Genomic DNA, 20,090 nt, shown 5'->3' with positions numbered 1-20,090 from the left:
ACGTGATCTAATTGTTCGTCATTAGAATGTATAGATTTAGTTATGTCCCATCCTCATTCCTATTTTCCATGAATAATACTACAAACCACCCTTCCTACATACAAATGAAGGGATAGCCTAAAAACTTCATCGTGAGGGAGAGTGCTTCATGTATAGCTATTATCCATCTTATGGTCGTAACCAGGACATGAATGTAAATACTTCATATACCACGTTGATCGATCCATTCGTCGTCAGCAGACTGCAGTCCGTTATGGGAAAGATGCTTATCGTGGAGACAACGAAAGACACGATACGAGGCGACTTGATTGAGGTTCAACCGGATCATATTGCCCTTAAAGCGGGGGACTCTGTATTTTTCGTAAGGATTCAACAGATCGTCTCTATTATGCCCCTTTAAGGAATCGATTGGCCATCAGTACCCGCTAATATTGGGTTCAACTCCCCTTCCCTTCCGTCATATACTATCGTGACAGGAGGTGTGACAGAATGGATCGATTTATTCTTTTGTGGGTAGCGGGTATTTTATCTGGATTCGCATTGTTGAATGTTCCTTTATCAGGGACATTTTTAGCGAGTATTGCACAGGTGACGGACATCATTGGCATCTTGGCTATACTCGTATTCTCACTTGTCTTGATCTATAAGGGCATCAGGGCATTATTCGGTAAGTGTTAGTGAATGAAATGACCCGGAGTTATTCCGGGTCTATTTCTTTTATATTCGAAAGACTATAAAGGTTCATGCACCGCATTTCATAAAAGTGGGACGGGCCTCTCTATCCATATTTCTCAGTGTACAGGCTAAGTGTGATGAGCGGCCAGATCCAACGGTAGCTATGGTAGTGAATATAGAAGTTTCCCGGCAGTCCCACCCCTGTCGGATAGAGATGGGATGGATCCTCTGTCTCCCCGTCCATTGAATCCAGTAACGCCGTGACACCGAGATCAATCGCAGGGGTCGGTTTGTCTTCGATCCTTATGAGAGATTCCAGTGCCCAGGCAGTTTGGGACGGGGTACTGAACGGAAGGGGGACGTACCGCTTCTCCTGGTCACTGTAGCAGGACTCCCCCCAGCCCCCGTCTTTCTGTTGAATGCTTTCAAGCCACGCTTTCGCCCTTTGAATATGTGGATCGGAAGAAGGAACTCCCGCTGCCCTCAATCCTGTGATGGCCGCCCAGGTTCCATAAATGTAGCAGACGCCCCAGCGTCCGTACCAGGAGCCATCTTCCTTTTGCATCAGCTTCAGCCACTCCACACCCTTTTTCACCTGAGGATGATCCCTTGTCAATCCCGCCCGGTTGCCGAGAAACTCAAGCGCCCTCCCAGTCAGGTCAGGAGTCGAAGGATCAATGGCCGCCGCCTCTGCCCCGTCCATCGGAAAAGAAGTGAGGATGGGTTTCGTCTTGTTTTTTTCAAAAGCCGGCCAGCCGCCATCCCGGTTTTGCATACCCATCACCCACTCGATCCCCCGATCCCATGATTGCCGGATAAGAGGATTCTCAGCAGCTGAATACGTAATGGCCCTGAGAGCCGCTGTCGTATCATCCACATCAGGATGAATGGTGTTGCTCTCTGAAAAACCCCATCCCCCTGGCTTCACCCCAATCTCATATGACCAGTCCCCATACTTGAAATGCTGCTTCTTAAGAAGATATCCAAGGGACTTCTCAATGGACCCATACCTCGTATCCACCCCTGCTTGCTGGAGGGCATAGCTGATCAAAGCGGTATCCCATACAGAAGAAGGAGAGTTTTGAATGTGAAGGCCTTTTTTTGTTTCGCAGGCCATTTCTTTCAGTCCATGTATGGCCTTTGTAACGGTAGGATGATCCTTCTCGTATCCCATAGCCAACAGGGCGTAAATCATATAAAATGTCGAACTGAAATAACTCAGATACGTTCCGTCAGGTTCGATCCGCTGCAGCATATATTGCATGGCAAACTGCCGGGCATGCTGATGGAGATGCGTTGGAACACTTGCCAGTGATTGGATACCCTCACTGATTTTCGAAATAAACCTCATCTCACCGTCACTATATCGCACTTCATCGGGACTGCGGGAAAGATCCTGAATGTGTGGAGTACGGCTTGTTTTCAACGTGAAGCGTTGATCTTTCAGTAACAATAGCGGCGCCAAGTGACCTCGGGCATAACTGCTGAGATCCCAAAAATTAAGGGGGAATGACTTCGGGATCAAGAGGAATGCAATGGGGATCGGCAGGAGATGCTTCCAGTCGTATTGACCATGGATGGCAAGCATCAGCTTCGTAATGGAATGGGCCTTGTGAAAGCCTCCCTTTTTCTCTATGAACTTTTTTGCCTTCAGGAGTCTTTTGTCCTCCTCCCCGACCATTCCACTGAACCTCAGGGCAAAATAAGCCTCGATGGTTGAAGACAGATTCCCTTCCTTCTCATCTTCAAAGAGCTTCCACGTACCCTCCTTTGACTGCAATTTCCAAAGGCGATTCACAAGCCTTCCCACGAGTTCTTTCTCATCCACCTTCAGTGAACGGAGAAGAATGATCATATACGCATCGGTCATCACGCTATTTTCAAAACAAAAGGACCAGCTTCCTTCTGCATTTTGCATATGCTTGAGATCATGGATCATATTCAGGATCGTGCTCTCTATCTTCTTTTTCATCATTCGTCCCCCTCCGTTATTATATATATGAGAAGAATCCGGGTACTAGTAGTGGGAAGCAAAGAAGAGCCTGACCTCATGTTTCCCGGGAGGCAGGCTCTTTCTGATACTCTTCTAATTTCTTTGAATAATGGCTTACAAGCTCAGGATATTTCTCAAGCCCTTCCCTGCCAAGGTCCGTCAATTGATACACACCCCGTCTTACTCTCTCGAACCAGCGGTAGTAATTCTTCTGGAGGATGGACGGGGTCTTGTCACCCGTTCCAAGCTTCGCTAAGTTCCTCGGAGACATGGGACCGTGTTTTTCCAGGCAGCAGGCAATGTGGATGCAGCTTTCCTTATAAGCGGTCATGATCTTCGTTTTATTGCTGCCGCCTACATTGTAATCTGCACTGCGCCCTTCGATTTCTTTCACAAGGGCCGCACGCTTTCGCTTACTGTTCTTCATGCTCTTCTTACGGTCAAAGGCTTCGGGATGGATGACAAAATCGAGCTTGGGTGTCTTCGTCGTAAAGGAAACGGTGATCAGACCAAGCTCCAGCCTCCTGACCAGATGGCGTATATCGTTCCACCGCTTCGAACGGGTCTTCTTCGGTTTCGGAATCGCAATGTACACAAGATCCGTCAGCCGCTGGCGCTTTGTTGCCTGGATCAGAAGCTCGACATTCAATGAAAGCTTCAATTCAACGATGACAAGCTCCCCCTCTTTGACCGCCGTCAGATCACAGTCATTCACTTCACCGTTCACCTGATATCCCTGTTTATGAAAATGGTTCTGGATCGGTTGATAAAGATCCGATTCTTTCAGTTTCGTCATGGATAAAAACCTTTCCGGGAAAAAATTCTATAAGATAAAGTATAGACTATTGAAGAGAATTTTGCAGTTTGAAAGAAAAAGAGACCCCGGCTCTTGTCATGGGAGCCAGGGGAGTGAGTTTACTTACCCTTTCTACAAACCGATATATTTCCGCTCAAAATCAGCCAACACACCTAACCCCGAATCTTCTCGATCTCATCGGCTACAAACTGTACCGATGTCCCGACAATCACCTGGATACTATTTTCCCCGACCACATGAATACCCGGGACCCCCGTCGCTTTAATCCGTTCCTGATCCACAGCCCCCATGTTCTTCACTTCCACTCTCAATCTTGTTATACAGTTATCAACGGATGTGACGTTTTCATCCCCGCCGAGTCCTGCATAAATTTCTTCTGCCATGACAGCGAATTTATCTCCTTGCGTGAGTGCAGTTGCACCCTCACCTGCTTCTTCGCTGTCTTCTTCACGGCCCGGTGTCATCAGATTGAATTTCGCAATCATGAAACGGAATAAGAAGTAATAGAGAAGAGCAAATACCAAGCCTTGAATCAGAAGCATATATGGAAGATTTGCCAGTGGCAGTCTCGAGCTCAGGACAAAATCGACGAAGCCCGCACTGAAGCCGAAACCTGCCGTCCATTGAAAAAAGGAAGCGATCGCAAGGGATAATCCTGTCAGCACCGCATGTGCTACATAAAGGGCAGGTGCCACGAACATGAAGGCAAATTCAAGAGGCTCCGTCACTCCTGTAAAAAAGGAAGCAAAACCGGCCGCAAGCATCAGTGAGGCCACCTGCTTCTTCTTACCTGGTTTCGCTGCATGGTAAATGGCAAGACCGGCTGCCGGGAGACCGAACATCATCACCGGGAAGAATCCTGCCTGATACATTCCCGTCACACCTTTTTCCCCGTTGCCCGACCAGAAATTCCCGATATCATTGATTCCGGCAACGTCGAACCAGAACACAGAATTCAATGCATGATGCAAACCGGTAGGAATCAATAATCGATTAAAGAATCCATATAATCCGGCACCCGTAAAGCCGAGCCCGCTGATTTCCTTCCCGAAGGAAACTAGCGCAGTATAGATGACGGGCCAGACAAAAAGCATCACACCTGAAACAACCAGCATGGCGATGGCCGACATGATCGGAACCAATCGTTTCCCGCTGAAAAAGGCCAGGGCGTCCGGAAGCTTCACAGAACTGAATCGATTGTACATACTTGCCGCCACGACTCCAGACAGGATCCCGACAAACTGATTCCCGATCTTACCGAACGCCGGATTCACGGCCTCTTTTTCAATACCTTGTAACAAAGCAACGGAATCCGTCGACAGCAAGGTGGTAATGACCAGATAAGCGACTAGTCCGCTCAATGCCGCCGATCCATCCCTCGCTTTTGCCATACCGAGTGCAACCCCTACGGCAAAAAGAATCGCCATATTATCAATGATCGATGCCCCTGCCTTGATCAAAAAAGCGGCGACCGGACTATCGGCCCCCCATCCGGATGGATCGATCCAATACCCGATCCCCATCAGAATCGCGGCAGCCGGCAATACGGCAACAGGAAGCATCAACGAACGACCAATGCGCTGTAGATATTTCATCATCTTGTTTTCCCCCTATCAGTCTATTAATCATTTCAAGCTGCCATGTCTAGTAAAGCGGACAAAGCCCCTTTCATAAAAAATATTCCGACTGAAGCCTCTTTAGAAGTGAATAGGAGGGTATATTCAGGATTGATTGATTTTTTCCAGATGATTGACCGTCAAGTTGATCATAAGGATCAAGAATGAGTATGCCATGACCGGGAAAAACACGATATATGGCTCCAACAATAGTTCATGGTAATGACTCCCGATCAGCCCGGCCCATTCATAGGTGGAACTTGCATAAACTTGAAACTGATCATGATCCTGACCGGACGTGATCACTGTCCCTCCTATAAAAAGGTGAAAAATCGCAAGATGCAATAAGAGGGTGAGGACCTGTACGAGCTGCCTGCCTGTCAAAATGATGAGTCTGGGGAACAGGTGGGGGAAAACATGTACTTTTGCACGATGGAAGGATGATCCTCCCAGCACACGCGCACTCTCCATGAAGTCCAGCGAGTCAAGATGCCGTACGGTTTCGGAAATCATTTTACCTGCTGCCGGCACCCCCACTATAGTGAAGACAATCATCTGTAACAGTATGGATTGGGTCATAGTAAGGGGAGGTGCACTTCTCAACTCATATAGCAGGAGAGGCGCAAGCCAGATAAGTGCTATCAGGGATTGGGGCACGAATGTGAATGCTTGGAGCAACCCACCCACCCAAGGAGAAGCAAACCATTCCTTAAGCAAGGCTCCAAGGATCGTCGCAAGAATGACTCTGAATAACGTGACAAGGAACGCAAACAGGATCGTCCACTTCGCTCCGGTCACCAGCAAGTAAAACAAATCATTTCCTTCCCGATCCGTCCCCAACCAATGTTCCCTTGAAGGAGGGTAAGGAGTGGTATCCACCACTCTTCCAGCTTCGTCATATAAAAAAGGACTGGCCACAGGTTCGTCTTCTACATTTGGCCAAATGACGCTTACGAGAAAAATAAAGATCAGTATAAGCAGCGGAAGTGCCCTTACCGATTTCATCCTATCCCACCTCCCCTCGTTTCATAAAACCGCTGTCTGTATCGGTTTGCTCCTTGCACCAACAAATACAATGGGGTCATCAAGAGGATCAGCATGAACGCCCGGGATGACGCAGGTTGATTCCCCATGATGAATCCCATGATTCCACTGCTATGAAACAGATATTCGATGACAATGAGATTGGTGAGCAGCGTAAGGATGACGAGGGGTAAATGAGCCACGGATTCCAAGGCCGTATTTCTGAAGATGTGACGGAACGAAATGGCAGCACCGGAGAGCCCTTTCGACTTAGCAAACACGACATAATCCTTTTCCGACTCTTCCTTTATGAAAAGAATGAGGACCTTCCATAAATAAATGGACGGGACGATACTCGATATCAGGAGTGGTAAAACATAAGCCTGCTTATCACTGGTTGAATAGGGGGCAGCGGGTTCAATCCCTGTCTGTTTGTAAAACCAGACAACCACCAGTTGAATGCTAAAGATGAAGAAAACGTCAGGAAGTGATTCGAGTATCCCTATAGCGGTGAGGGTCATTTTTTTCATGAATGAATGTGATTGAATATAGAGCAAACCGGCAAACGACGAGACTATGACCGCTAACAAGAAGCTTCCGAAAAGCAGGGACATACTATAAAAATAGGAATCCAGTATATAAGGAAACAAATCGCCCTCCACCTGCTGCTGATGGAATTCTACGGACCTCACTTCAGGCATTTCCCCAAAGGAGAGCGTCTCTGAAGATACGTAATACGAAAGGGCATGGGGCTGCAGGATACCCTTTATGATGGCGAGTGCGGATGCACTGAAACCATTCAATCCAACGATCAAAGCGGGCGAGGCCAGGATGAGTATGATGCCTGTACATGTCAGTCCATAGAGGCCCAGTCCTTTAATGAATTTCACCATGATCAAAACCCCTCACGTAAAATCAGACTCATAAATAAATTGTTCCAATAAAGGAAGTGAGATATATTGACTTAAATCGGAACGCAGAGACTCCATCCTCTCTCTGTTCCCAGAGTAAAAAATGTAATAGCCTTTCCGCTCACTCCTCACCAGTCCGCACTTCTCGAGGGTTTTGATATGATTGGAAATCGTGGCTTCTGCCAGGTCATGCTTTTCCGCGAGCTGTTTCGTGCTGTAAGGATGCATTAACACATCCCGCAGAATCTTTAATCTGGTTGCTTCTCCCAACGCTTTAAACATGAGCACCAAATCTATCGGAGGCTCATCCTTTGAAGCTTCCGTCTCGGGAACAGCCACGTGCAAACCAAGGAAAAGCCTGCCGGGATAGACACCGAGCATGACATGAGGTGTAATGAAGGTGGACGGCTGCAATGCAAGATGAGGGTACTCTTTTAACGAAAAGCGATACGTCTCTCCCTTTTGCACCTTCAGGCTAGTGCCATTTAGCGTAACATCGGGATGCAGCTCATTCATTGCCTCTTGAGCAGACCGGTCAAGCTTTTGCTGAAAAGTAGCGGCCGCCCTCGTGATCCAAGGCTGTATACGGAATAATTCACGCTGGAAAATCTTTTCGTTGTATTCGTAAAGGAGCCGATGAAGCCGGTCCTTCCACTCTCCTGGGTGCATCAGCAAATCTTTTTGGTGATGATTCAGCGGCGACATGCGATGGTCTTTCCTAAAACGTTTGAGCATGTCTGGACTATACTGCTCCCCCAGCATGTAATAAACAAACGACTCATCAGGCATCGTACAAATAAACTCGATCGCCTCTTCCGTCGTGGATTCATTGAGTTTGTACTCGTTGCGGATATTCATAAGATACAGCCACTCGTACGAAAGAGAACCAAGCAGGCGGATTTCAGCGACCGTCTCTTTTGACAGGGATGCCTCTGCCTCCACCGCCCACTTCCTGCGGTAAGGATGATGAACCGGATTGCAAAGCACATGCAAACTGGCGACCAACTCATTAAAAGGTGAAAACACAATTTCTACGCCCATAACAACTCTCCCTCAACTGATTCGTCATCCATCTAATCAAATTCCTCATATGGATAAATTATACATAAAATACGGTATATGAAGCGATCTGTCAAGGGAAATTTGAGGGACGGACCTTGGATGGTTGGGGATGTGGATGGGGATATGGCGGGTTGTTTATTTTCCATAAAATTGAAAATGACGCAATTACTAGTTCAAATGACGCAATAAATCCAGAAATGACGCAATTATTAAAATAACGACGCAATAAACTGAAAAATGACGCAATCACCCACTAAAATGACGCAATGATCTCCGAGAACTTCCTGATAAGCTTCTTCCTAGCCCGTCCAAAGAGGCCATTACATCTTTGATAAGATGTAATGGCCTTTTTGAGAGCTATAAGACTGTCACTTTCCTTTAAAAGTATCTCCTTCCTTCACACTTCAATCAATCCATACCCTCGCGAAAGACAGATCTCAACCAACATTCACTACTTCCTTTCATGCCCATCCAAGGTCCGTCCCTCAAACAACAAAAAACCCCCGTCAGGCATCAAGCCCGACGGAGGTCCGTCCCTCTATTAAGGTAATTCCGTTCCTCCCATGAGGTAGCGGTCGCATTCTCGTGCTGCTTCCCGGCCTTCGTTGATGGCCCAGACGATGAGGCTTTGTCCACGGCGCATATCTCCTGCGGCGAAGACACCTTCGACGCTGGTCATGTAGTTTCCGTACTCTGCTTTCACAGTGGAGTTGCTGTTTGTTTCCACTTCAAGTTCTTTGATCAAGTCTTGTTCCGGACCGCTGAATCCAATGGCGAGAAGGACAAGGTCCGCCGGCCATACTTTTTCCGTTCCGGGAATTTCATCACGGATCTTGTTTCCATCCTCGTCATAACGAAGCTTCACATTTACCGTATGGACTTCTTTGATATGACCATGCTCGTCACCCACAAACTTCTTCGTCATGACAGCGTACGCACGCGGATCATCGCCGAGTACTTCAGCTGCCTCTTTTTGGCCGTATTCCACCCGGTGAATGACCGGGTATTGCGGCCAGGGATTGCCGACTTCATCACGCATGGCACCCTTTTTATCATAGATGTCAAACTGAGTGAGACTTTTACAGTTATGTCGTACAGAAGTGGCCAGGCAGTCTGTACCTGTATCCCCGCCACCGATGACGATGACGTTTTTGTCTTCTGCAGAAATATAGTTGCCGTCCTGCAGGTTGGAATCCAATAAACTTTTCGTATTCGAATGCAGGAATTCCATGGCGTAATGCACGCCTTTCAGGTCACGTCCATCCACTTGAATATCACGATGGACGGCAGCTCCCCCGCACAGGATGACTGCATCAAAGTTCTCACGCAGGTTTTCGACGGTATAGTCTTTTCCTACCTCTGTATTCGTCACAAATTCAATGCCCTCCTCTTCTAAAATATCGACACGGCGCTTCACGACGGAGTATGGAAGCTTCATTTCAGGAATGCCATACGTCAATAGGCCGCCTACACGATCATTTTTTTCAAAGACAGTGACAAGGTGACCTGCTTTGTTCAGCTGTGCTGCAGACGCCAACCCTGCCGGACCTGATCCCACTACAGCGACACGTTTACCGGTTCTGAACGCAGGCGGTTCCGGTATGACCCAGCCCTCTTCAAAACCTTTTTCAATAATTGATCGCTCAACGGTCCTGATGGCCACGGGCGGCTCATTGATCCCGAGGACGCAAGCCCCTTCACACGGTGCCGGACAGGCGAAGCCGGTGAATTCAGGGAAGTTATTCATCTGATGCTCACGCTTCAAAGCCTCTTTCCACTGCCCCTGATACACTAGATCATTCCACTCTGGTATTAAGTGATAAACAGGGCATCCCGTTGTCGCTCCGTTGATTTCCATTCCGGACTGACAAGTGGGAACGCCGCAGTCCATGCAGCGTGCCCCTTGTTTCTTGATTTCTTCTTCAGAAAGAGGAGCGGTGTAATCGTTCCAATCCTTCGTTCGTTCAGCTGGATGCCTTTCAGCTGTTGTTTGTCTGGTATATTCCATGAATCCGGTTGGTTTTCCCATCGTATCCCCCTCCCTCTTTATTTCGCGGGTTCCAATACTTTTTTCTCTTCTTTTGTACCTTCTTCAAATGCTGCCATTTCAGCATCGAATTTCTCTAATCCGCTATTTTCAAGCTCACTGATCCGCTCTCTCATCTTGAGATAGGATTTTGGAATCACGCGTACAAATTTAGATACATATGATTCCCAGTTCGCTAAAATTTTCTTTCCATTGTTGCTGTTTGTGTAGTGAACGTATCTCTCAATCATATCGTACACATCTTTCATCTCTTCAGGATCGAATAATGGCTGAACGAGGACCAGTTCCTGATTGCATCTTGAACGGAAATGTTCATCTTCATCCAGTACATACGCGACTCCTCCTGACATTCCGGCAGCAAAGTTACGCCCCGTCAAACCAAGGACGACCACTTTTCCTCCCGTCATGTATTCACAGCCGTGATCGCCTACACTTTCAACGACTACTTCGGCCCCACTGTTCCGGACGCAGAAACGTTCGCCGGCGACGCCATAAATATACGCTTCCCCACCGGATGCCCCGTAAAAGGACACGTTCCCGATGATCGTGTTCCGTTCAGGAATGAATGTAGCGGTCGGGTCGGGGTGAACGATGATTTTCCCGCCTGACAAACCTTTTCCGACAAAATCATTCGAATCCCCGACAAGTCTCAAGGTCAATCCCTTTGGAATATAGGCACCAAAGCTTTGGCCTGCTGAGCCCTTGAAAGTCAGACGGATCGTATCTTCAGGTAACCCTTCCGCTCCGTAGCGTTTGGTGATTTCGCTTCCAAGCATCGTTCCGGTCACACGGTGAATATTTCGGATCGCTGTCGTCCATTCGACCGGTTCCCCTGTTTCAATCGCGTTTCGGCAACGTGGAATCAGCTCTTGATAATCGAGCGTCTTCTCAAGCTCATGATCCTGCTTTCGGGTCGCATATCTTCCTACCTTTTCCGGTACATCCGGCTGATAGAGAAGGGCTGACAGGTCGATCCCTTTGCCTTTCCAGTGATCGATTGCTTCGTTTGCTTCAAGGATATCGGTTCTTCCGATCATTTCATTGATCGTTCTGAAACCGAGTTGGGCCATCAGCTCCCTTGTTTCCTGGGCAACAAAGCGCATGAAGTTCGCCACATGTTCAGGGTCCCCGGTGTACTTTTTACGTAACTCAGGGTCCTGTGTCGCAATTCCGACCGGACATGTATTCATATGACAGACACGCATCATGACACAGCCAAGAACCACAAGAGGTGCAGTCGAGAAGCCGTATTCTTCCGCACCCAGAAGCGACGCAACGACCACATCCCGGCCCGTCATCATCTTCCCGTCCGTCTCAACGACTATACGGTCACGAAGACGGTTTAACAATAAGGTTTGATGTGCTTCGGCAAGTCCGATCTCCCATGGAAGTCCTGTATGTTTCAGGCTGGTTCTCGGTGCAGCACCGGTTCCCCCGTCATAGCCACTGATCAGGACTACATCAGCACGGCCTTTGGCCACACCTGCCGCAATCGTTCCAACACCTACGGCTGATACCAGCTTCACACTGATCCGGGCCTGCGGGTTCGCATTCTTCAGGTTATAAATCAGCTCGGCCAGGTCCTCGATTGAATAGATATCGTGATGAGGCGGCGGTGAAATAAGCTCTACCCCCGGTGTCGATCCCCTTACTTCAGCTACCCAGGGGTATACCTTTTTACCAGGGAGATGTCCCCCTTCACCTGGTTTGGCCCCTTGAGCGACCTTGATTTGAATCTCGTCGGCGTTTACAAGATAATGACTCGTTACACCGAAACGTCCTGACGCCACTTGTTTGATCGAGCTGCGGCGCGAATCTCCATTCTCGTCCGGGACAAAACGACTCGGGTGTTCCCCACCTTCTCCTGAGTTGCTTCGCCCCCCGATTTTATTCATGGCAATCGCCAGTGCTTCGTGGGCTTCCTGACTGATGGACCCGAATGACATGGCGCCGGTCTTGAAACGACGGCAGATATCTTCGACTGATTCCACTTCTTCAATCGGGATAGGCTTCGTTTCTTTAAAGGAAAGAAGGCCGCGCAGAGATTGCAGGTTCTGCTTTTCATCAGTAAGCATATTGGAATATTTCTTGAACAGCTCATAATTATTCGTTCGGCATGCATGTTGAAGAGTATGGATCGTACTTGGGTTGTACGCATGATCCTCTCCGTTTTTACGATATTGGAATTCGTCTCCGGATTCCAATGTGCGTTGATTATCTTTTCGCTCATTAAATGCTTTACGATGCCTTAAGAGCACCTCTTTTTCAATGATATCCATCCCGATCCCGCCGAGCCTGGACGCTGTACGGGTGAAATATTTATCAATGACATCCTTATGAATGCCGACCGCTTCAAAGATTTGTGCACCACGGTAACTTTGAATCGTTGAAATACCCATCTTGGACAGAACCTTGATGACGCCGTCCGTTCCCGATTTGACAAAGCTTTTCACCGCTTGTTCATAGGTCTTGTCATGTATTTCACCCTTTTCAATCAGATCACGCAGGGTTTCATATGCTAAATATGGATTGATGGCTTCAGCACCGTATCCGAGCAGTGTAGCAAAATGATGTACTTCTCGTGGTTCCCCTGATTCCAAGAGGAGACTGACGGTTGTACGCGTCCCCTGGCGAATCAAGTGATGATGCAGCCCTGAAACGGCAAGGAGTGCTGGAATCGCTGCTTTATCCTTCACGACTCCCCGGTCAGATAGAATAAGGAGTGTCGCGCCGTCTGCAACGGCCTGGTCAGCTTTTTCATACAGAGCATCCAGCGTGCCTTCAAGCTGGTTTTCTTCATTTGTTACGTCAAATAAAATCGATAACGTAACAGCTTTGAAGCCCTTCTCTTTTTGATGGCGAAGCTTCTCAAGCTCTTCCCCGGTTAAAATCGGTGACTTCAAATGGATATGCCTGCAGCTTTCAGGACCCGGATTCACCAGGTTCCCTTCTGCTCCGATCGTTGTTCCCACAGATGTGATGATCTGTTCCCGAATCGCATCGATCGGCGGGTTTGTGACTTGAGCAAATAGTTGTTTGAAGTAGTTATAAAGAAGCTGTGGCTTTTTGGATAATACGGCAAGAGGAGAATCATACCCCATGGAACCGACCGGATCTTTCCCTTCCGTCACCATCGGTTTGATGATTTTGTTCAGTTCCTCTGTCGTGTAGCCGAATGCCTGCTGCTGCAGGAGGATTTCATCAGAATCAAATTGCACCACTTCCTGGGTCGTTTCCGGAAGATCCTCAAGCTCAAACTTATTATTATCGAGCCAGTGTCTGTACGGCTGCTCGGAAGCAACGCGCAGCTTGATCTCTTCATCCGGGATGATTCTTCCCTTTTCCAAATCGACGAGAAGCATTTTTCCAGGCTGCAGGCGGTCTTTGTATACAATGTCATCGGCAAAGATATCCAGCGCCCCTACTTCAGATCCAAGAACGATCATACCGCTCTTTGTCACATAGTATCGGGCCGGGCGCAGTCCATTTCGATCCAGACAGGCCCCGATCTGTGTTCCATCCGTGAACACAAGGGCTGCAGGTCCATCCCACGGCTCCATCAAACAGCTGTGATATTCGTAGAAATCCTTCTTCTTTGGATGGATCGTGTCATCGTTTTCCCATGGTTCCGGCACCATCATCATGGCTGTATGTGCAAGGGATCTTCCTGATAAATGAAGGAATTCAAAGCAGTTATCGAACATGGAGGAATCACTGCCTGTCTCATCAATGACGGGGAGGATTTTTTCCAGGTCTTCTTCATTGAAGGCACTTGAATGGCACAGCTTTTCACGTGCGCGCATCCAGTTCACATTCCCTCTTAATGTATTGAATTCTCCATTATGGATGGTATATCTGTTTGGATGAGACCGCTGCCAGCTTGGGAAAGTGTTTGTACTAAAGCGGGAATGTACAAGGGCTAAAGCTGAACGGAACTCAGGGTGGTTGAGGTCAATATAAAAAGAATCGAGCTGTTCCGGGATGAGCATCCCTTTGTAAACGATGGTCGTGGAAGACAAACTGCAAAGGTAAACGTCCTCTTGACCTTCGACGGTCGCCACTTCTTTTTCGATACGCTTCCGGATCACATAGAGCTTGCGCTCAAAATCCATCCGTGACTGCATGTCTTCCGCTGCCCCGATGAACACTTGACGGATGAACGGTTTCGACTTCGATGCCACTTTCCCTACAAAGGAATCATTGAGTGGAACAGGTCTCCATCCAAGTGTCTTTTGACCCTCTTCTTCAATGATGCGTTCGAAGATTTCTTTACTTTTTTGGCGCTTGTCATAATTTTCAGGAAGGAAAACCATCCCGATTCCATATTCACCTTTTCTTGGAAGGATGATGTCTTCTTTTTCACATTGCTTTTTAAAGAAGTGATGAGGGATTTGAGTAAGGATACCTGCACCGTCCCCAGTGCTTGTATCGGCTGATTGTCCTCCGCGGTGCTCTAAGTTACATAGAATATTAATGGCATTTTGAACGATGCTGTGACTTTTCGTCCCATTTATATTTGCAATCATTCCAATTCCACATGCTTCATGTTCTTGCGCAGGATCATACATCCCTTGCGCTACAGGAAGATTCGTTTTCATCCAATGTCCTCCTCTGCTAAACTTGTATATTTTTTGAATAATTAACCGAATGATTAAATTTTCTTAATTTTCGTTAGTATATCATGAAATTTAGAAAAAACGAAAAATTAAGTTAATAAATAAACCTCCTTTTTTCCAAATATATATGTAATAAACAGTAAGAAGCTTGATTTATAAACGACACTTTTAACTTAATATTCTGAATCTTTAAAACCTTGATACAAACACAAAGAAATCGCTTACAATAATTCGTGTTCCTAACTAAATTTCATCAAAATCCTACATGAATTTTCATGCAAAACCATCATTAAAAAATTTTTTTTGCACACAAAAAATCCCCCGTGGATTTGGAGGGACGGACCTCTAATTATAAAGGGAGATTGAGCGACCTTTCATAAGCTGAGCTCTTCTTCTATTCCCCCCTATTGAGCATTTCAAACCAATTGGAAGAGGGACGGACCTCCGGAAAATCCGGAGGTCCGTCCCTCGCTTCATCATAAACGGCAGGTTTTACTGTGTAGGAAGTAAGGTGCTTTTTTCAGGAAGAAGCTTCCTGATCTTCAGACACGCTTCCTCAATCGATTGCACCCTGATGGTGGTCCTTCGATCCTCAGGATATTGACTCCACATATGTAAATATCTCGGATCATAATAGTATTCCAGCAACAGCTCCAATATCCGCCCATAGTTTCTCACTTTCAGCTCATCCTCGATTTCATTCGCAATCGGACTGTGGATCCGCCGCTTGATGAACCTAAACGCTTCTACAAATTCTTCATGATGCTCGTGGAGCCGGTACTCGGCTAAAATATGCCTTACCCTTTCTTTCATTGGCATCTCAATAAAGATATGAAAGGCATTTTCCTTCTCCTCTACTAAAAAGTCAGGCAGAATGAGCTTTCCAATTCGTTTACTTTCTGCTTCAAACAATAGAAAAGGAGATTCCTGAAGCTTCATCAGTTCTTGTAGGAGCAGGGAATCGAATGTTTTCTGGTTGTGGGCTGTGAGACCGATCTCTCCAAAAATGGAGCCCCGATGGTTGGCGAGGCCCTCAATATCAAGGATTGGATACCCTTCCCCTTGAAGCTCCTTCAAAATCGCGGTCTTTCCACTGCCTGTCCCACCGTTCAATACAAAGGAAGCAGGCTTCATTTTGAAAGCCTTCAGCTCATTCAGCACCCAGTGGCGATAGGCCCGGACGCCGCCCAGAATCCGGGAAGTCCTGATCCCCATCAGGTCTAGGAAAGTGGCGGCCGCTTTGCTTCGCATGCCGCCCCGCCAGCAAAACACGACGATCTCTCCATCCAGCTTTCGAAACTCACGAACAAAGGCAGGAAGTTTCCCAGAAAAAATCTCCAGCCCCCGGTCCGTCGCCACTTCCTTACTCACCTGCTTATACAGCGTCCCGACTTCTGCTCTTTCCCCATCATCAAACACGGGGATGTTCACGCTTCCCGGAATCGTCATTTCCCTGTATTCAGAAGGAGATCTTACGTCCACAAATGTATACTTATGTAAATCGCATTGTTCTATGGTTAGATCCTTGAACATACCGAACACTCCCCTCACTTCTCTATGTCCTATTTTACACTAATTATTCTTTCCGTTTTGACTCTATTTTAGAACGTTTCAACTAGTCCTTTCATCCCGTTTACACATTGAATATTCAGATTTTTTACCTCGTTGGTACTATATACCATATGATCATCTCCCACTATAATGGAGTTAGAAATAATATTTCATATTTTCAGTTGAATATTTGAAGTATTATTTCAATAAAATGAAAACGGTTTCTTTTAAACCGAAGGAGAGGAGTTTGTTCATGAAAGCAGTAAAGTACATGATCATCGCCGTGATGATGTTCTCACTGGCTCTTCCTTTTACCGGGAAAGCTAACGCGGCAGAGACAAGTGCTCCAAAGCAAGAAATGCGGGCTGCATGGATTGCCACCGTGGCGAATATCGACATGGCAGCCGGAATGGATCAGCAGGAATTCACGGACTGGGTGATCAGCACCCTGGATGAATTAAAACAATTAAACTTCAATACGGTGATCTATCAAGTCAAACCGACCGCTGATGCCTTGTATCCCTCTGAACTCGCTCCGTGGTCCCAGTACATCACCGGGGACAAGCAGGGCACCGACCCAGGCTATGACCCACTGGCCATCATGTTAAGCGAATCGCATAAGCGCGGGATCGAAGTCCACGCCTGGGTGAATCCTTACCGCATCACGATGCCCAATCAAACCATCGAATCACTTGCAGAGAATAATGTAGCCAAGCTTCATCCCGAATGGGTCCTGAAGTATGGTAAACAGTATTATCTCAACCCCGGCATTCCCGAAGTGCAACAATACCTCATTGATACAGTAAAAGAATTAGTCAACAAATACGACATTGAAGCCGTTCACATGGATGATTACTTCTACCCTTATAAAATTGCAGGAGAAAGCTTCCCAGATCAAGATACATACGAGAAATACGGAGACGCCTTTAACAATATCGACGACTGGAGACGTAACAACGTCGATGAACTGGTCGCTGATATCAACACTGAAATCAAAGAAATCAAAGACTATGTCCAATTCGGTATTTCCCCTTTTGGCGTATGGAGAAACATTGCCGATGACCCTACAGGAAGTGCGACACAAGCCGGACAAACGAATTTCGACGACCTGTATGCCGATACCCGTCAGTGGATCAAGGACGGCAGCATCGACTACATCACCCCGCAAATCTATTGGTCTAGGAAACTCGCTGTCGCCAACTATTCTGTTCTCCTTGACTGGTGGAGCCGGGAAGTGAACGAATATTCTTATGAGCATCCGGTCAATCTATACATCGGGATGGCCGATTATAAGGTCGGGGACAATTTTGACCAGGAATGGTTCAATCCTAACGAGCTGCCAGGACAAATCATGGATAACCGGGATAATGGAACGGCTCTTGGACAAATGCATTTCTCACTAAGACAAATTTTTGAGAACCCGCTTGGATACGCTGATATATTACGTAATGAAGTATACACGGAAAAAGCGTTGACTCCTGCAACACCGTGGAACAATGATGACCTTCCGGAGAAACCGAACACGGTAAAAGCGGATAAGCAGGAAGACGGCATCACCTTGACCATCGATGATAAGAAGCATTCAGATGCAAGAAAGTATGTCATCTACCGCTTTGACGGTGTGAAAGAAGGAGACTACGAGAATCCGGCGAACATTGTGGATGTCGTGTATTCCCAAGAGGACCTGACAATCTATGAAGATACTTCTGCTGCGAAAGATGGAATGTACACGTATGGTGTGACATCCGTTTCTCCGACAGGGGTAGAAAGTAAGGATGCAAAAACAGTAAGAGTACACTGATCATGAAAGGAGCGCTTCTCCACTACAGAGAAGCGCTCCTTCTTATTTCAACTGCATTTCCTTTACCTTCTGCCTGATGTGATCGGGCCACCATGCCCCGCATTCATCCGATACCACACAGGCCGCACACTTCTCCAAATCGTACACCATCATCCCCTGAATCGGAGGTGAATAGAGGTGGAGGGTCACGAGATTCTCCTTACTTCCCTTCTTCATCTTGTGAACCCCTTTCTTCGGGGCAAAGAAGAAAGAACCTTCCCTATATTCTCGATGAAATATCTCCTGTGGGAGCTGTTGATCCTTCACTTCAAAGATCGTGTTTACGGAGGTCCCATTTATCACCTGGATCCATCCCTTTGAATTTCCGTGATCGTGCGGGGCACATTCCATATCGGACCAATTCATCACGAGGAGCTCCACTGCCTCATTTTGATAAAGAAGCTTTCGATAATATGGTTTGCCTTCCGGAGACTGCAGGTAAGGCTGTAAATCCTCAAGAGATATGTTCAGAGACTGCAAGACTTGTTTCAATTCTTTCGTTGAAGGTTGGGTCAATTTATCCAACTGATCCTCTATCCGATTCTTTAAGGTCACCGTGATCCCCCCTGATGTTATCGTTTCCTCCATAGAAGCCGATGGAGGACAGAAATCATCTGGCCATTGACAATGACAACTCCTATTATAATTATGACTCCACCCAGTAGGCTTATGAGAAAAATTTTCTCATTCAGGAGAAGAATGGCCGCAATAAGAGTTGTGACAGGCTCCAGATAGAGAAACATCGACACCTTGGACGCATCCAATACCTCCAACGCTTTCGCCCAGTACCAGTAGGCGATCCCCGAAACGAACACACCGAGGAAGATCAAGTGGGCCCACTCTGCATTTGATAGTTGTGAAATGCCCTCCCATCCACGGTTTCGAATGAGAAACGGGATGGTTAAGCTGAATCCGAGCAGACTCATGTAAAAGGTGATGACGAGGGATGGCAGCTCGATGCGAAGCTTTTTCAGAAGCACCGAGTAGACCGCCCAGTTCAATGTACTGAGAATCATCAGGATATACCCGATATTGACCGCAAATCCGATCGACTTCCCGCTCCCCCCTGCCGTCACCATCAGCACACCCGTAATCGCGATGATCATGCCCAGCGCTTTTGGGAGAGTCATTTTTTCATGGAGAAAAAGCATGGAGAGGATGACGGTGAACACAGGAGAAAATGAGATCATCCACCCTGCCGAGGATGCATCGATGGTCAGGAGGGCCGTGGCCTGGATGACCTGGTGTATGAAAACGCCGAGAACGCCAAGTATGATTAAGTGAGGGATATACGTTAAAGGGATCGTGAGCCTGTATCCTTTTAATAATAGCAGCATGAGCAGAAACAGAGCTCCGATCGCAAACCGCAGCACGAGGAGCGTATATGGATCAAGGGTATCAAGTACCGCTTTCGTCGACACGAAGGAAATCCCCCAAAAGCTGATCGACATCGTGGCATATAGAGAGGCCGCAGCCTTTGTTTTCATCGGAATCATGGACGGGGCACCCTTTCTGGACATGGTTTCTTTCTATCAAGGTATGCTCGTCCACTGGAAAGATGTGCAGAGGTTTTAAATATATCTGGGGATGCCTGCATCTAGGTCAAGAGGGGTCCTACTTATCGGATGGGAGATCACGTTAAGTGAATGAGTTAATACATAGACGGAAAAATTCCGCTTAATGAGGCATTACGACTAAAAAAGGCTGAAATAGACGGAAATATTCCGCCTATCTACTCGAAAAATACAAGAAATGGGTTATTTTTCTAAACTTAAGCGGAAAAACTCCGCTTATATACACAAAAATACCGAGGATTCTAAATATAACCGGAAAAATTCCGCTTATTTTCCTCTTACCGGTTCAACTATATATATTGGAAAAAACGTCTAAGATTACGATAAACACACGTATTCACATAAGGTATTCTCCAAATAAATAA

General features: G+C 47.0%; 14 protein-coding genes. 3 read left to right on the top strand and 11 right to left on the bottom strand.

Annotated elements, in window-relative coordinates; translation table 11 throughout:
• Positions 1-148 precede the first annotated feature (148 nt).
• Together CN378_RS19750 and CN378_RS19745 are read left to right on the top strand one after the other, a co-directional pair.
• Positions 149-400, top strand: a complete 252-nt coding sequence (locus CN378_RS19750) for a YuzF family protein (RefSeq protein WP_257141215.1) — start codon at positions 149-151, stop codon at positions 398-400.
• 89 nt (positions 401-489) lie between these two features.
• Complete coding sequence (locus CN378_RS19745; protein ID WP_098354186.1) at positions 490-678, top strand: hypothetical protein; 189 nt, start codon at positions 490-492, stop codon at positions 676-678.
• 100 nt (positions 679-778) lie between these two features.
• Here CN378_RS19745 and shc read toward each other — a convergent pair whose 3' ends face one another.
• The 9 genes from shc to mnmH all read right to left on the bottom strand — a co-directional run bounded on the left by shc (position 779) and on the right by mnmH (position 16,293).
• The gene (shc, locus tag CN378_RS19740; RefSeq protein ID WP_098354185.1) at positions 779-2,647 is read right to left on the bottom strand and encodes a squalene--hopene cyclase; all 1,869 of its coding nucleotides are present in this window, start codon (positions 2,645-2,647) and stop codon (positions 779-781) included.
• Between the two features lie 76 nt (positions 2,648-2,723).
• Entirely contained in the window at positions 2,724-3,464 is a 741-nt protein-coding gene (locus CN378_RS19735; protein ID WP_098354184.1) for a DUF2161 domain-containing phosphodiesterase, read from the bottom strand.
• Between the two features lie 173 nt (positions 3,465-3,637).
• Positions 3,638-5,083, bottom strand: coding sequence for an N-acetylglucosamine-specific PTS transporter subunit IIBC (gene nagE, locus CN378_RS19730; protein WP_098354183.1), 1,446 nt, complete (start codon positions 5,081-5,083; stop codon positions 3,638-3,640).
• Positions 5,084-5,206: 123 nt separating this feature from the next.
• On the bottom strand, positions 5,207-6,106 hold the full coding sequence (locus CN378_RS19725) for an ABC transporter permease subunit (RefSeq protein WP_098354182.1): 900 nt from the start codon (positions 6,104-6,106) through the stop codon (positions 5,207-5,209).
• The gene (locus CN378_RS19720) at positions 6,103-7,017 is read right to left on the bottom strand and encodes an ABC transporter permease subunit (RefSeq protein WP_098354181.1); all 915 of its coding nucleotides are present in this window, start codon (positions 7,015-7,017) and stop codon (positions 6,103-6,105) included. Before CN378_RS19720 ends, CN378_RS19725 begins: the two co-directional genes overlap by 4 nt.
• 12 nt (positions 7,018-7,029) lie before the next feature.
• Entirely contained in the window at positions 7,030-8,076 is a 1,047-nt protein-coding gene (locus tag CN378_RS19715) for an ArsR/SmtB family transcription factor (protein WP_098354180.1), read from the bottom strand.
• 562 nt (positions 8,077-8,638) lie between these two features.
• Positions 8,639-10,126, bottom strand: coding sequence for a glutamate synthase subunit beta (locus CN378_RS19710; protein WP_098354179.1), 1,488 nt, complete (start codon positions 10,124-10,126; stop codon positions 8,639-8,641).
• 17 nt (positions 10,127-10,143) lie between these two features.
• On the bottom strand, positions 10,144-14,742 hold the full coding sequence (gene gltB, locus CN378_RS19705) for a glutamate synthase large subunit (protein ID WP_098354178.1): 4,599 nt from the start codon (positions 14,740-14,742) through the stop codon (positions 10,144-10,146).
• 510 nt (positions 14,743-15,252) lie between these two features.
• Entirely contained in the window at positions 15,253-16,293 is a 1,041-nt protein-coding gene (gene mnmH / locus CN378_RS19700) for a tRNA 2-selenouridine(34) synthase MnmH (protein ID WP_098354177.1), read from the bottom strand.
• A 271-nt stretch (positions 16,294-16,564) separates the two neighbouring features.
• Here mnmH and CN378_RS19695 point away from each other — a divergent pair, with 271 nt between their 5' ends.
• On the top strand, positions 16,565-18,112 hold the full coding sequence (locus CN378_RS19695; RefSeq protein ID WP_098354176.1) for a glycoside hydrolase family 10-like protein: 1,548 nt from the start codon (positions 16,565-16,567) through the stop codon (positions 18,110-18,112).
• Between the two features lie 42 nt (positions 18,113-18,154).
• Here the strand turns inward: CN378_RS19695 and CN378_RS19690 are convergent, their stop codons facing one another.
• The gene (locus CN378_RS19690) at positions 18,155-18,706 is read right to left on the bottom strand and encodes a cysteine dioxygenase (RefSeq protein WP_098354175.1); all 552 of its coding nucleotides are present in this window, start codon (positions 18,704-18,706) and stop codon (positions 18,155-18,157) included.
• Positions 18,707-18,723: 17 nt separating this feature from the next.
• The gene (locus CN378_RS19685) at positions 18,724-19,647 is read right to left on the bottom strand and encodes a DMT family transporter (RefSeq protein WP_306471890.1); all 924 of its coding nucleotides are present in this window, start codon (positions 19,645-19,647) and stop codon (positions 18,724-18,726) included.
• Between the last annotated feature and the right edge of the window lie 443 nt (positions 19,648-20,090).

This window comes from Bacillus sp. AFS015802 (genome assembly GCF_002561455.1).
Taxonomy (GTDB): domain Bacteria; phylum Bacillota; class Bacilli; order Bacillales; family Bacillaceae_B; genus Rossellomorea.
Note: the sequence above shows the minus strand (reverse complement) of the source record. Positions and strands in the feature narration are given on the sequence as shown.